The following is a 13203-nucleotide window of genomic DNA, read 5'->3' as shown; positions in this document are numbered from 1 at the left end:
TACTTCCTCGATAGCTCAGTCGGTAGAGCGCCGGACTGTTAATCCGTAGGTCCCTGGTTCGAGCCCAGGTCGAGGAGCCACTCAGAAAGCCCACCATGCCCACGCATGGTGGGCTTTTTTGTCGCCGGCTTCATCTGCGCCGCGCACGCCCGGGTTGCCGGACAATAAGTCAGTCTCTTTGTCGTTGTTGTTTACCCGCGCACCATCCCATGCCCCCGCAATTGCCCTGGCTGGAACCCGAAGACCGTTTGCCGCATCCCGCGACCGCATGGGGACCGCAGGACCCCGCACCCGGGCTCCTGGCGGCAGGTGGCGGGCTGGCGGTGGCGCAGTTGCGGGCGGCATACGCCCAGGGCACCTTTCCCTGGTACGGCCCGGGGCAGCCCATCCTGTGGTGGGCTCCCGATCCCCGCATGGTGCTGCCCACCGCGGAGTTCAGGCTGCACCGCTCCCTGCGCAGGACGCTGCAGGCATTCCGCACCGATGCAGCCTGCCAGATCCGCGTGGACCATGCTTTCCGGGAAGTCATCACGGCCTGCGCCACCAAGGAACGCGATGGCCAAGTGGGCACCTGGATCGTGCCCGAGATGATCGAAGCCTACATCCGCCTCCATGCGGCAGGGTATGCCCACAGCGTCGAGACCTGGGTTGAAGGACGGCTGGTGGGCGGCCTGTACTGCGTGGCCCTCGGCCAGGCAGTGTTCGGCGAATCGATGTTCGCCCACGCCACGGACGCATCGAAGATCGCGCTCGCGGCCCTGGTGGGCCTGTGCCGCCACCACGGCGTTGCGATGATCGACTGCCAGCAGAACACGCGCCACCTCGCCTCCCTGGGAGCCCGGGAGATTCCCCGCGCGCAGTTCCTGGCCGAGATCCAGAAGACCCAGCACCTTCCGCCACCGCCCTGGGCCTTCGACCCCGTATACTGGAACGGGCTGCTGCCCTCCACCGTGTCCACGGCATGACGCAACTCAACGACCTTCCACTGCAAACCCTGCAGTTCTATGCGACAGCCCCCTACCCCTGCAGCTACCTGCCGGACAGACAGGCTCGGTCGCAGGTGGCCACGCCCAGCCACCTGATTCAGAGCGACGTGTATTCCGACCTCGTCGCCAAGGGGTTCCGGCGCAGCGGCATGTTCACCTACCGTCCCTACTGCGATGGCTGCCAGGCCTGCACTCCGCTGCGCGTGCTCGTGAATGAGTTCCAACCCGATCGAAGCCAGCGGCGAGCGACCGTTCGACATGGCGGCCTGCAGGCGCGCGTGCTGCGCCTGTGCTTCGTGCCCGAGCACTACCAGCTCTACCTGCGCTACCAGAATGGCCGCCACGCGGGCGGCGGCATGGACCATGACAGCATCGACCAGTACACCCAGTTCCTGCTGCAAAGCCGGGTGAATTCGCGCCTCGTGGAGTTCCGCGAAACGGATGCCAGCGGCGAGCCCGGCGCGCTCAAGATGGTATCCATCCTGGATGTGCTCGACGACGGGCTTTCCGCGGTCTACACCTTCTACGAGCCCGAGCCCCACTGCAGCTACGGCACCTACAACGTGATGTGGCAGATCGCGCAGGCGCGCTCCCTGGGGCTCCCCCATGTCTATCTGGGCTACTGGATCGAAGCCAGCCCCAAGATGAACTACAAGGCCCGCTTTCACCCCCACGAAGTCCGCACCGATGGCGCGTGGCACCGCGCCGGCCGCCATGCGGAACAAGGCGCCTGAATGCAGGATTGAATTTCACAAGATAAAATGCTGCGGCCCTCATTGCATCGCCGCCCATGAAAAAAATCGATCCCAGCATTCCTGCCAAACCCAGCGTTCAGGTGCTTGAACGCATGTTTACGCTGATCGATGTGCTGGCGTCGCGCGAGGAGGCGATCTCCCTCAAGGAAATCAGCGAGAAGACGGGGCTGCACCCCTCCACCACGCACCGCATCCTGAACGACCTCACGATCGGCCGCTTCGTGGACCGGCCGGAATCCGGCAGCTACCGGCTGGGCATGCGCCTGCTGGAACTGGGCAACCTCGTCAAGGCGCGCCTGAGCGTGCGCGATGCCGCCCTGACCCCCATGCGCAACCTGCACAAGCTGATCCAGCAACCGGTCAATCTGAGCATGCGGCAGGGGGATGAGATTGTCTACGTGGAGCGCGCCTACAGCGAGCGCTCGGGCATGCAGGTGGTACGCGCCATCGGCGGGCGCGCCCCCCTGCACCTGACATCGACGGGCAAGCTCTTCCTGGCCCTGGACGATCCCCAGCGCGTGCGGGCCTACGCCACGCGCACCGGGCTGGCGGGACACACGCGCAACAGCATCACCCAGCTGCCCAACCTTGAGCGCGAACTCGCCAAGGCACGGCAGTACGGGATTGCCCGCGACAACGAGGAACTGGAGCTGGGCGTGCGCTGCATGGCCGCCGGCGTCTATGACGACCAGGGCAAGCTGGTGGCGGGTCTGTCGATATCGGCCCCGGCGGACCGGCTGGACGAAGGGTGGCTGCCCAAATTGCAAGCCACGGCCAACGAGATCTCGCTCGCGCTGGGCCACGTACCCACCAGCACCGAGGCATCGGCATCCAGCGAAGCCGGCTTGCGTGCAGGCCTTCGCTGAGCGGCGCACCACGACCCCAGAAGCCACCACGCATGAAATGAAAAAGCCGACACGGGCGGGCAATGCCTGGTCGGCCCATGGATGATCAATGCGCTTCGATGGCACCACGGCCCCGGCGGGGCCGCTGGCGCGGGAAGCTAGCGGCCGCTATCGGCTAGCCATTGCTTCCGGCCCGGGCCTGCAACGGGGTCGCCAGGGATGGCATCGACTCCACCCAGTGGCGCACGCGCTCCGCATCCCCCAGCCGGCTGAACTTGCCCGCGGAATCCAGAAACACCATGATGAGCTTGCGCCCGGCGATCTGCGTCTGCATCACAAGGCAGCGGCCCGCCTCGGAGATATAGCCCGTCTTTTGCAGTCCGATATCCCAGGTGGGGTTCTTTACCAGCCCGTTGGTATTGTTGTACTGCAGCGTTCTCGGGCCCACGGCCACCTCATAGCCCGGAGACGTGGACAGCTCGCGCAGCAAGGGATCGCTGTGCGCCACATTCACCAAGGTGGCCAGGTCCCGGGCGCTGGATTGGTTGCGGCTGGACAGCCCCGTGGGCTCCACATAGCGGGTGTCGGTCATGCCCAGCAAACGGGCCTTGGCGTTCATCTGCGCCACGAAAGCCTCCAGGCCACCAGGGTAGGTACGGCCCAGCGCATGCGCAGCCCGGTTCTCGCTGGACATGAGGGCCAGATGCAGCATCTCGCCCCGGGTCAGCGTGGAACCCACCGTCAGGCGCGAGCGGCTGCCCTTTTCCGTATCGACGTCGTCCTGCGTGATGGTGATCGGTTCATCCATCGGCAGCTTGGCCTGGGAAATGAGCATCCCGGTCATGAGCTTGGTCAGGGACGCGATGGGCAGCACCGCATGGTCATTCTTGCTCAGCAGGACCTCATGCGTGTCCTGGTCGATGACCAGGGCCACACTCGACTTCAGATCCAATGGATCGTTGACCTCGTGCAGGCCCGCCATCTGCCCGAAGGACTGCTTGGCCGGCACGAACGCCACGCGGGTGGCGGCCTTGGAGGTCTTGGCCGTCACGCGCACGGCCCTGGTGGAGGCAGCAGCCACCTTGCGGGGCGCAACGCCCCGTTTGGCAGTGGCCGTGCTGATCTGCTGTTTTTTGTCCGAGGCTTTCTTGCGCTCGCCTGCGTGCGCGGCCGGGGCAGCCAGGACGGCGCTCACGGCGACAACGCTCAAAATTTGAAAGAAACGGCTCACTGCGGCGCGGTGGCGATGGTGCATCAAAGTGCTCCAAACGGTAATAGGTGTTGAGCAGTGTACAGAATCAAAAAAAGTCGCGCAAGATCAATGCCTTGCGCGACTTTCCGAGAAAGTGAATGAAATTATAAATTGTTCATTCAACCTTGTGCAGCCACCCGGTCAGCTTTACTTTGTAACTTGTTCAGCGCGCTGAGGTATGCCTTGGCCGAAGCCACCACGATGTCCGGATCCGCGCCCACGCCATTGACCACGCGGCCGCTGTTTTGCAGGCGCACCGTGACCTCGCCCTGGCTCTCGGTCGAGCCGCTGATGGCATTGACCGAGTACAGCACCATCTCCGCCCCGCTCTTGACGTGCGATTCAATGGCCTTGAGCGAGGCGTCCACGGGGCCGTTGCCTTCGGATTCGCCGCGCACCTCATGGCCGTCGACCGTGAAGACGATGCGCGCGCGGGGGTGCTCACCCGTTTCGCTCTGCTGAAAAAGGGAGACAAAGCCGTACTGCTCCTTCTCGCTGGTCACGCTCTCGTCGCTGACCAGCGCCAGGATGTCCTCATCGAAGATTTCGCTCTTGCGGTCCGCCAACTCCTTGAAGCGGGTGAACGCCGTATTGACCTCGGTTTCGCTCTCCAGGCTCACGCCCAGTTCCTGCAGGCGCTGCTTGAAGGCATTGCGGCCGCTCAGCTTGCCCAGCACGATCTTGTTGGCGCTCCAGCCCACGTCCTCGGCGCGCATGATCTCGTAGGTGTCGCGCGCCTTGAGCACGCCATCCTGGTGGATGCCCGAGGCATGTGCGAACGCGTTGGCGCCCACCACGGCCTTGTTGGGCTGCACCACGAAACCGGTGGTCTGGCTGACCATGCGGCTGGCGGCCACGATGTGCTGCGTGTCGATGTTGAGGTCGAGGTTGAAATAGTCCCGGCGGGTCTTGACCGCCATCACCACCTCTTCGAGCGAGCAGTTGCCCGCGCGCTCGCCCAGGCCGTTGATCGTGCACTCCACCTGGCGCGCACCGCCGATCTTCACGCCAGCGAGCGAGTTGGCCACCGCCATGCCCAGGTCGTTGTGGCAGTGCACGGACCAGACGGCCTTGTCGCTGTTGGGGATGCGCTCGCGCAGCGTCTTGATGAAGTTGCCATAGAGCTCGGGGATGGCGTAGCCCACGGTGTCGGGCACGTTGATGGTGGTGGCGCCCTCCGCGATCACGGCCTCCAGCACGCGGCACAGGAAATCGGGATCGCTGCGGTAGCCATCCTCGGGGCTGAACTCGATGTCGGCCACCAGGTTGCGGGCGAAACGCACCGACTGCTTGGCCTGCTCCAGCACCTGCTCGGGCGTCATGCGCAGCTTCTTCTCCATGTGCAGCGGGCTCGTGGCGATGAAGGTATGGATGCGCGCGCTGTTGGCGCCCGCCAGGGCCTCCGCCGCGCGCGCGATGTCGCGGTCGTTGGCGCGCGACAGCGAGCAGATGGTCGATTCCCTGATCGCATTGGCGATGGCCTGCACGGCTTCGAAGTCGCCGTTGGAGCTGGCCGCGAAACCGGCTTCGATCACGTCCACCTTCAGGCGCTCGAGCTGGCGCGCGATGCGCAGCTTCTCGTCCTTGGTCATCGAGGCGCCGGGGGATTGCTCGCCATCGCGCAAGGTGGTGTCGAAAATGATCAGTTTGTCAGCCATGTTGTTCTCCTGGTATCGGTGGGTGGGGTTCCCGCAACGTCAAAAATCTGGCGCCCAAAACAAAAGGCCCGCTGCGGGTGCATACGGGCCTGTGTGGAAAAAGTGTGCGCGTGCGCTTACTGTCTCCGCCCGTGGGGAGGTAGCAGTAGGGCCAGTGCAAACGTGTTCATGCGATGCAATGTAGCACAAGTCACGACCCGCCGCCGTGGTCACTTGTGGAGTCCGCGCTCATCGGGTTCATCGGTCGACGTGCTGATCACGCTGCTGTGCTGGCCCTTGGCCTTGCGCCAGGCATAGACGCCGTAGCCGCTCAGCCCATAGCAGACGAACACGCCGAAAAGCACGATGGGGGGATGGATGTTGATGACCGCGATGCCCAGCGCTATCAGCACGATGGCGGCAAAGGGCACGCTCTTCTTCATCTGCACGTCCTTGAAGCTGTAGAACGGCACGTTGGTCACCATGGTGAGTCCCGCATACAGCGTGAAGGCGAACATGACCCAGGTGGTCTGCGTCCAGGTCAGCCACAGGTCTTCTCCCGGATGCACCCCCAGCTCCGTCATGAGCCAGATGAAGCCGGCCACCAGGGCAGCGGCGGCTGGCGAAGGCAGCCCCTGGAAGTAGCGCTTGTCCACCACGCTGGTATTCACATTGAAGCGCGCAAGGCGCAAGGCCGCGCAGGCGCAGTACACGAACGCGGCGATCCAGCCCCACCGGCCCAGGCCCTGGAGCGACCACTCATAGGCGATCAGCGCGGGCGCCGCTCCAAACGAGACCATGTCGGACAGCGAATCCATCTGCTCGCCAAACGCGCTCTGCGTATTGGTCATGCGCGCAACGCGTCCGTCCAGGCTGTCCAGCACCATGGCGCAGAAGACGCCCACCGCCGCCATGTCGAACCGGCCGTTCATGGCCATCACGATCGAATAGAAACCACCGAACAGGGCCGCCAGCGTGAACAGGTTGGGCAGGATGTAGATGCCTTTGCGCCGCTTGCGCACCATCACACCGGGGTTGTCGGTGGATTCATTGCCGTCATGCATCAAATAGACCTCCAGCGCTTGCCTATATTGCGCAAGCTGCTATTAAATTTATAGTTTTCAACCCTGACCCACGGAACAGGCGGCGCGCCGCACGCGCAAAAGGCGAAGGCCGCAGTGTAGCGCCTGCCAACACGGCGTCCCGCCAAAGGAAGCGCCCCAGCCCCCGGCACAGGTGAGCGCGCTCCCAAGTAGCGGGCGGGCTTTGCGCCAGGGGTTGGCCCGGCAACAAAAAAGGCCACTGTGAAGTGGCCTTTTCGTGCTTCGCACAGGAGATCAGTTGCGGGTCTGGTCGACCAGCTTGTTCTTGGCGATCCAGGGCATCATGGCGCGCAGCTTGCCGCCCACCACTTCGATGCTGTGGTCGGCGGTGTTGCGGCGGCGGGCCGTCATGCTCGGGTAGTTCAGGCGGCCTTCCTGGATGAACATCTTGGCGTAGTCGCCGTTCTGGATGCGCTTCAAGGCATTGCGCATGGCGGCGCGCGACTGCTCGTTGATTACTTCGGGGCCGGTCACGTACTCGCCGTACTCGGCGTTGTTCGAGATCGAGTAGTTCATGTTGGCGATGCCGCCTTCGTAGATCAGGTCCACGATGAGCTTGAGTTCGTGCAGGCATTCGAAGTAGGCCATCTCGGGGGCATAGCCGGCTTCGACCAGGGTTTCATAGCCCATCTTGATCAGCTCGACGGCGCCGCCGCACAGCACGGCCTGCTCGCCGAACAGGTCGGTCTCGGTTTCTTCCTTGAAGTTGGTCTCGATGATGCCGGCCTTGCCGCCACCATTGGCCATGGCGTACGACAGGGCCAGGTCGCGGGCCTTGCCGGACTTGTCCTGGTGCACGGCCACCAGGTGGGGCACGCCGCCGCCCTGGGTGTAGGTGTTGCGCACGGTGTGGCCAGGGGCCTTGGGAGCGACCATCCACACGTCCAGGTCGGCACGGGGCACGACCTGGTTGTAGTGCACGTTGAAGCCGTGGGCAAAGGCCAGCGAGGCGCCCTGCTTGATGTTCGGGGCCACGTTGTTGGTGTAGACCTCGGCGATCTGCTCGTCGGGCAGCAGGATCATGACCACGTCGGCGGCCTTGACGGCGTCGTTCACTTCCATCACGTTCAGGCCGGCCTTGCCAACCTTGTCCCACGAGGCACCGCCCTTGCGCAGGCCGACCACCACCTTCACGCCGCTGTCGTTCAGGTTCTGTGCATGGGCGTGGCCCTGCGAGCCGTAGCCGATGATGGCAACGGTCTTGCCCTTGATCAGGCTCAGGTCACAGTCTTTGTCGTAGAAAACTTTCATGGGTTGCTCCGGTTGAAATGCGTTGTTCGGGTTGAAAAATAAAACGGGGTATTGTCCTGGAAAGCGCTCAGGCGCCTTTTCAGACACGCAGGATGCGTTCGCCTCGGCCGATGCCGCTGGCACCGGTGCGCACGGTTTCCAGGATGGCCGTGCGGTCGATGGCCTGCAGGAAGGCATCGTTCTTTCCCTGGTCGCCGGTGAGCTCGATGGTGTAGCTCTTCTCGGTCACGTCGATGATGCGGCCACGGAAGATGTCGGCCATGCGCTTCATCTCCTCGCGCTCCTTGCCCACGGCGCGCACCTTCACCATCATGAGCTCGCGCTCGGTGTAGGCGCCCTCGGTGAGGTCGACCACCTTGACCACCTCGATGAGGCGGTTCAGGTGCTTGGTGATCTGCTCGATCACGTCGTCGGAGCCCGTGGTCTGGATCGTCATGCGCGAGAGCGATGGATCCTCGGTGGGCGCCACGGTGAGCGATTCGATGTTGTAGCCACGGGCGGAGAACAGGCCCACCACGCGCGAGAGCGCGCCGGGTTCGTTTTCCAGCAGAACGGCAATGATGTGTTTCATGATGAAGAGATTCCTCTTTTCGCTGCCCTCCCCCGTGCACGGTAATGCACGGGCTTGGCAGGCAATAGATTCGTCAAAAAGTGATAGCTATCAAATTGATAGCTGCTTGCGCTTGCCAATCAAGCGCTGGAGCCCGATTTTGCTTAAAGGTCTTCCGACCCCAGCAGCATTTCGGTGATGCCCTTGCCGGCCTGCACCATCGGGAACACGTTCTCGGTGGGGTCGGTGCGGAAGTCCATGAACACCGTGCGGTCCTTAAGCTTGCGCGCTTCGCGCAGCGCGGGCTCCACGTCCTTGGGATGCTCGATGAGCATGCCCACATGGCCGTAGGCCTCGGCCAGCTTCACGAAGTTGGGCAGCGCGTCCATGTAGCTGTGGCTGTAGCGGCCGGAGTACTCGATCTCCTGCCACTGGCGCACCATGCCCAGGTAGCGGTTGTTCAGCGAGCAGATCTTGATCGGCGTGTTGTACTGCAGGCAGGTGGACAGCTCCTGGATGTTCATCTGCACCGAGCCTTCGCCCGTGATGCAGAAGACCTCGGAGTCCGGCTTGGCCAGCTTGATGCCCATGGCGTAGGGAATGCCCACGCCCATGGTGCCCAGGCCGCCCGAATTGATCCAGCGGCGCGGCTCGTCGAAACGGTAGTACTGCGCGGCCCACATCTGGTGCTGGCCCACGTCGGACGTGATGTAGGTGTCCGCATCCTTGGTCATGTTCCACAGCGTCTCGACCACATACTGTGGCTTGATGACGTCGCTGCTGCCCATGCTGTACTTGAGGCAATCGCGCTTGCGCCAGCCTTCGATGGTGTCCCACCAGGCGGCCAGAGCACCCGCGTCAGGGCGCGTGCTGCTCTCGCGGATCATGGAGATCAGCTCGGTGAGCACGTCCTTCACGTCGCCGACGATCGGGATGTCCACCTTCACGCGCTTGGAGATGCTCGACGGGTCGATGTCCACGTGGATGATCTTGCGGTCGTTCTGCGCGAAATGCTTGGGGTTGCCGATCACGCGGTCGTCGAAGCGCGCGCCCACGGCCAGCAGCACGTCGCAGTTCTGCATCGCGTTGTTGGCCTCGATGGTGCCGTGCATGCCCAGCATGCCCAGGAACTTGCGGTCCGACGCGGGATAGGCGCCCAGGCCCATCAGCGTGTTGGTGACCGGATAGCCCAGCATGTCCACCAGCGTGCGCAGCTCATTGGTGGCATTGCCCAGCAGCACGCCGCCGCCGGTGTAGATGTAGGGGCGCTTGGCAGCCAGCAGCAACTGCAGCGCCTTGCGGATCTGGCCGCCGTGGCCCTTGCGCACGGGGTTGTACGAGCGCATTTCCACCGACTGCGGGTAGCCGCTGTAGGGCACCTTCTTGAACGAAACGTCCTTGGGCACGTCCACCACCACGGGGCCGGGGCGGCCGGTGCGGGCGATGTGGAAGGCCTTCTTCATCGTCATGGCCAGATCGCGCGGGTCCTTGACGAGGAAGTTGTGCTTGACGATGGGGCGGGTGATACCGACCGTGTCGCACTCCTGGAAGGCGTCCAGCCCGATGGCGGGCGTGGGCACCTGGCCGGAGATGATCACCATGGGGATCGAATCCATGTACGCCGTGGCGATGCCGGTGACCGCATTGGTCAGGCCGGGGCCCGAAGTGACCAGGGCCACGCCGACTTCGCCGGTGGCGCGCGCATAGCCGTCGGCGGCGTGCACGGCGGCCTGTTCGTGGCGCACCAGCACGTGCTGGATGGTGTCTTGCTTGTAGAGCGCGTCGTAGATATAGAGGACGGCGCCGCCAGGATAGCCCCAGATGTACTGGACGTTCTCGGCCTGGAGCGACTTGATGAGGATCTCGGAACCCATGAGGTCCTGCGAGCCGGAATTGGGAGAAGCATTGCCCTGCGTGGCAGCGGCAGCTGAAGTGAGTTCAGCCTTGGAGATTTCCATGATCGATCAACCTTTGTGAATTTCTCTGACGAAAAACCTTGGGTGCCCCTCGCACGCGCTCTTGTGAAGCCAGCTTGGAACTTGAGGCCAAGGACATGGGCGGGATGATTGCCGCGCCGGACCGTGACCCGTTTGCCTTTTGAATTGCAGCAGCGATTATCGCACTGCAACACATGTAAAACCGCAGGCAGCCTAAAAAAACCCCGGCGGATGCGATAATCAAAGGCTCCACGTGCCGGATAGCCACATTTTTGCGCTCTCACCGGCACCGATCCCCTCCCGGGCTGACCCGTCTTGGCAACCGAACAAGAACTCTCCGACTTCCTCAAAAGTGTAGAAAAGCGCGCTTTCAAGCGTTCGGTCTACCACGTTCGCAATGAGGAAGCGGCGCTCGACATCGTGCAGGACAGCATGCTCAAGCTGGCGGAGCACTACGGCGACAAGCCGGCGGCGGAGCTGCCCATGCTGTACCAGCGGATCCTGTCCAACTGCACCCTGGACTGGTTCCGGCGCCAGAAGACCCGCAATGCACTGTTTTCGAGCATGAGCGACTTCGAGGGCCCCGGCGAAGATGGCATGGATTTTGATCTGCTGGAGGCGTATTCAGGACCGGATGGTGGAGAACGGGCGGAGAGCGCCGAGGATCTGACCCGCCGGGCGCAGATCTTCCGCGGTATCGAGGCTGAAATCGCCGAGCTTCCGCCACGTCAACGGGAAGCGTTCCTCATGCGTTACTGGGAAGAAATGGATGTTGCAGAAACGGCGGCCGCCATGGGCTGCTCCGAAGGCAGTGTCAAGACGCACTGTTTTCGTGCCATACAAACCCTCAGCAAGGCACTGAAGGCCAAAGGAATCGAGCCATGAACACTGTACAGACCCCATCGACACAGGCAGAAGCTGCGGCAGAGCGCTTTGCGCTGCGCGTCGCGTCGCGGTTGTCCAGCGGCACCGCCGAATTGCCTTATGACATTTCCGAGCGGCTGCGCGCCTCGCGCGTGCAGGCGCTGGCCAAGCGCAAGAAAGACATCGTGCCGGTGCGCCTGGCGGCCCCTGCGGCCGTCATCCACGGCGCGGGCGGCAGCGCCACGCTGGGCCGCGGCGGCAGTGAAGGCGGTGGCTGGTGGAGTGCGCTGGTTTCCGCCGTTCCCCTGATGGCCCTGGTGGTGGGCCTGGTCGTGATCAACATTGCCCAGGACGAAAGCAGTGCCAATGACGTGGCCGAGGTGGATGCCGCGCTGCTGACCGATGATCTGCCACCCGCAGCCTACGCAGACCCGGGCTTCGTACAATTTCTCAAGACCTCCGCGCAGCCGAACTGAGCTGCCCGACACCGTACTGCATGCACCCAAGCCCTTCTGACGCTTCCCCCGCCCTGCCAGCCTTCGTGCTGGCTTTGGCGCTCTTGGGTGTGCTCGCGGCGGTGGGTGGCCAGGTGCTGGTGCAGATGCGCATGGCACCCGGCACCCTGCTGCCCGCCGGCGCGGAAGCGGCCGTGGCCAGCCCCAACAACGCGCGCTCGCCCACGCGCCATGGCACCTCGATGGTGCCGCAGGTCGAGACCGGTCCGGGCTGGGAGACCTTGACCACGCCCCAGAAGCTGGCGCTGTACCCGCTCGCGGAGCGTTGGGCGCTGATCAGCGAGGCGCAAAAACGCCGCTGGCTCGCGCTGGCGGCCAATTTCTCCGCGCTCCCCGAGGAAGAACAGGCCAAGTTCCACGACCGCATGGCGGACTGGGCCAGCCTGAGTGCCCAGCAGCGCAACCAGGCCCGGTTGAACTACGCGGTCACCAATCGCCTCGCCCCCGACGACAAGCGCGCCCAGTGGGAGGCCTACCTGGCCCTGTCCGAGGAAGAAAAACGCGCCCTGGCGGCCCGTGCGGCGCCCAAGCCCAAGGGCGCCGCCACGGCGCTGCGGCCCGTGTCGCCCAAGAAACTGGCCCAGGTGCCAGCGGCCACGCAGGCCAACCCCAGCCGTCCGAATGCGCCCAAGATCCCCCCCGTGCTGGACCACAGCCTCCCGCGCGTGGCAGCGCCGGTGACGCCCGCGGCGCCACCCGCATCGGGCGTGCCCACGCAGAATCCGGCCTCCACGGTGGTGGAGACCGCGCCCATCTCGGTGCCCGTGGCGGTTCCGGCGGCGCTGGCACCGCTGGGCGCAGGCTCCGCGGAAGCACCCGCCGCCCCGGCTCCCATCGTCACACCCGACAATTCCGGCCTGTATCCTCAGTAGACCGCCGGCCGGCCTTTCCCGCCTTGCTCCTGCCTCGCTTTCGCCCCCTGGAATGACCGCCTCCCCTCCCGCCCGCACGCCGCCGGCCGCCCCCTCCTCCCCTGCGCCTTCAGCCGCCGGCATCGGCGCGACGACGCCCAACCTGTGGCGCCGCATGGCGTGCTGGCTGTACGAGGGCATGCTGATGTTCGGGGTGGTCTTCATCGCAGGCTACCTGTTCGGCACCCTGAGCCAGACCCGCCACGCGCTGGACAACCGGCATGCCCTGCAGGCCTTCCTGTTCGTGGTGTTTGGCATCTATTTCACCTGGTTCTGGGCCAAGGGCCAGACCCTGGCCCAGAAGACCTGGCTCATCCGCGTGGTGGACACCGCAGGGCGCCCCATCACCCAGGCGCGCGCCCTGCTGCGCTACCTGCTCAGCTGGGTCTGGTTCCTGCCGCCGCTGGCCGCCTACCTGTTCGGCGTGCCCGCCCTCGAGGTGCTGGTGCTGCTGTTCGGCTGGGTCGCCATCTGGGCCATCCTGAGCCGGTTTCATCCCCAGCGGCAGTTCTGGCATGACGCGCTGGCCGGCACCCGCCTGGTGCACTTCGAGCTGCCAAAAAAGTAGCCCCCCGCCACCCCTTCGCCGTGCCAGCT

General features: G+C 64.4%; 13 protein-coding genes and 1 tRNA gene. 8 read left to right on the top strand and 6 right to left on the bottom strand.

What is annotated here, in order from left to right; all coding sequences use genetic code 11:
* Positions 1-4: 4 nt before the first annotated feature.
* From AC07OC_RS00950 to AC07OC_RS00935, 4 genes are all read left to right on the top strand, one after another.
* A tRNA-Asn gene (locus AC07OC_RS00950) sits at positions 5-80 on the top strand.
* 129 nt (positions 81-209) lie between these two features.
* The gene (gene aat / locus AC07OC_RS00945) at positions 210-965 is read left to right on the top strand and encodes a leucyl/phenylalanyl-tRNA--protein transferase (RefSeq protein ID WP_218340966.1); all 756 of its coding nucleotides are present in this window, start codon (positions 210-212) and stop codon (positions 963-965) included.
* Positions 962-1720, top strand: coding sequence for an arginyltransferase (locus AC07OC_RS00940; protein WP_218294504.1), 759 nt, complete (start codon positions 962-964; stop codon positions 1718-1720). Before aat ends, AC07OC_RS00940 begins: the two co-directional genes overlap by 4 nt.
* Before the next feature lie 56 nt (positions 1721-1776).
* Positions 1777-2607 carry an IclR family transcriptional regulator gene (locus tag AC07OC_RS00935; protein ID WP_218294503.1) on the top strand — a complete coding sequence of 277 codons (831 nt, stop codon included), beginning with the start codon at positions 1777-1779 and terminating at the stop codon, positions 2605-2607.
* Positions 2608-2761: 154 nt separating this feature from the next.
* Here AC07OC_RS00935 and pbpG read toward each other — a convergent pair whose 3' ends face one another.
* The 6 genes from pbpG to AC07OC_RS00905 all read right to left on the bottom strand — a co-directional run bounded on the left by pbpG (position 2762) and on the right by AC07OC_RS00905 (position 10337).
* Complete coding sequence (pbpG, locus tag AC07OC_RS00930) at positions 2762-3841, bottom strand: D-alanyl-D-alanine endopeptidase (protein WP_218294502.1); 1080 nt, start codon at positions 3839-3841, stop codon at positions 2762-2764.
* A gap of 116 nt (positions 3842-3957) precedes the next feature.
* Positions 3958-5496, bottom strand: a complete 1539-nt coding sequence (locus tag AC07OC_RS00925; RefSeq protein ID WP_218340965.1) for a 2-isopropylmalate synthase — start codon at positions 5494-5496, stop codon at positions 3958-3960.
* Positions 5497-5705: 209 nt separating this feature from the next.
* The gene (gene pssA / locus AC07OC_RS00920) at positions 5706-6539 is read right to left on the bottom strand and encodes a CDP-diacylglycerol--serine O-phosphatidyltransferase (protein ID WP_218294500.1); all 834 of its coding nucleotides are present in this window, start codon (positions 6537-6539) and stop codon (positions 5706-5708) included.
* Between the two features lie 273 nt (positions 6540-6812).
* Positions 6813-7829, bottom strand: a complete 1017-nt coding sequence (gene ilvC / locus AC07OC_RS00915) for a ketol-acid reductoisomerase (protein ID WP_218294499.1) — start codon at positions 7827-7829, stop codon at positions 6813-6815.
* 79 nt (positions 7830-7908) lie between these two features.
* Positions 7909-8400: an acetolactate synthase small subunit gene (gene ilvN, locus AC07OC_RS00910; protein WP_218294498.1), complete on the bottom strand. Its 492-nt coding sequence runs from the start codon at positions 8398-8400 to the stop codon at positions 7909-7911.
* A gap of 143 nt (positions 8401-8543) precedes the next feature.
* Positions 8544-10337: an acetolactate synthase 3 catalytic subunit gene (locus tag AC07OC_RS00905; RefSeq protein ID WP_218294497.1), complete on the bottom strand. Its 1794-nt coding sequence runs from the start codon at positions 10335-10337 to the stop codon at positions 8544-8546.
* A gap of 294 nt (positions 10338-10631) precedes the next feature.
* Here AC07OC_RS00905 and AC07OC_RS00900 point away from each other — a divergent pair, with 294 nt between their 5' ends.
* From AC07OC_RS00900 to AC07OC_RS00885, 4 genes are read left to right on the top strand one after another with little or no spacing between them, the layout of a single operon-like run.
* A complete protein-coding gene (locus AC07OC_RS00900) occupies positions 10632-11201 on the top strand; it encodes an RNA polymerase sigma factor (RefSeq protein WP_218340964.1) in 570 nt (189 codons plus the stop codon).
* Positions 11198-11656, top strand: a complete 459-nt coding sequence (locus AC07OC_RS00895; RefSeq protein WP_218294495.1) for a DUF3619 family protein — start codon at positions 11198-11200, stop codon at positions 11654-11656. Before AC07OC_RS00900 ends, AC07OC_RS00895 begins: the two co-directional genes overlap by 4 nt.
* Before the next feature lie 20 nt (positions 11657-11676).
* A complete protein-coding gene (locus tag AC07OC_RS00890; protein ID WP_218340963.1) occupies positions 11677-12567 on the top strand; it encodes a DUF3106 domain-containing protein in 891 nt (296 codons plus the stop codon).
* Between the two features lie 52 nt (positions 12568-12619).
* On the top strand, positions 12620-13174 hold the full coding sequence (locus AC07OC_RS00885) for an RDD family protein (protein ID WP_218294493.1): 555 nt from the start codon (positions 12620-12622) through the stop codon (positions 13172-13174).
* The last annotated feature ends 29 nt before the right edge of the window (positions 13175-13203 follow it).

The organism is Acidovorax sp. GW821-FHT10E04 (assembly GCF_059415185.1).
This window is presented reverse-complemented; position numbering and strand designations above follow the sequence as displayed.

Coding starts and splice junctions, on each gene's coding strand:
- aat (WP_218340966.1), top strand. CDS start 210: ATGCCCCCGCAATTGCCCTGGCTGGAACCCGAAGACCGTTTGCCGCAT.
- AC07OC_RS00940 (WP_218294504.1), top strand. CDS start 962: ATGACGCAACTCAACGACCTTCCACTGCAAACCCTGCAGTTCTATGCG.
- AC07OC_RS00935 (WP_218294503.1), top strand. CDS start 1,777: ATGAAAAAAATCGATCCCAGCATTCCTGCCAAACCCAGCGTTCAGGTG.
- pbpG (WP_218294502.1), bottom strand. CDS start 3,841: ATGCACCATCGCCACCGCGCCGCAGTGAGCCGTTTCTTTCAAATTTTG.
- AC07OC_RS00925 (WP_218340965.1), bottom strand. CDS start 5,496: ATGGCTGACAAACTGATCATTTTCGACACCACCTTGCGCGATGGCGAG.
- pssA (WP_218294500.1), bottom strand. CDS start 6,539: ATGCATGACGGCAATGAATCCACCGACAACCCCGGTGTGATGGTGCGC.
- ilvC (WP_218294499.1), bottom strand. CDS start 7,829: ATGAAAGTTTTCTACGACAAAGACTGTGACCTGAGCCTGATCAAGGGC.
- ilvN (WP_218294498.1), bottom strand. CDS start 8,400: ATGAAACACATCATTGCCGTTCTGCTGGAAAACGAACCCGGCGCGCTC.
- AC07OC_RS00905 (WP_218294497.1), bottom strand. CDS start 10,337: ATGGAAATCTCCAAGGCTGAACTCACTTCAGCTGCCGCTGCCACGCAG.
- AC07OC_RS00895 (WP_218294495.1), top strand. CDS start 11,198: ATGAACACTGTACAGACCCCATCGACACAGGCAGAAGCTGCGGCAGAG.
- AC07OC_RS00890 (WP_218340963.1), top strand. CDS start 11,677: ATGCACCCAAGCCCTTCTGACGCTTCCCCCGCCCTGCCAGCCTTCGTG.
- AC07OC_RS00885 (WP_218294493.1), top strand. CDS start 12,620: ATGACCGCCTCCCCTCCCGCCCGCACGCCGCCGGCCGCCCCCTCCTCC.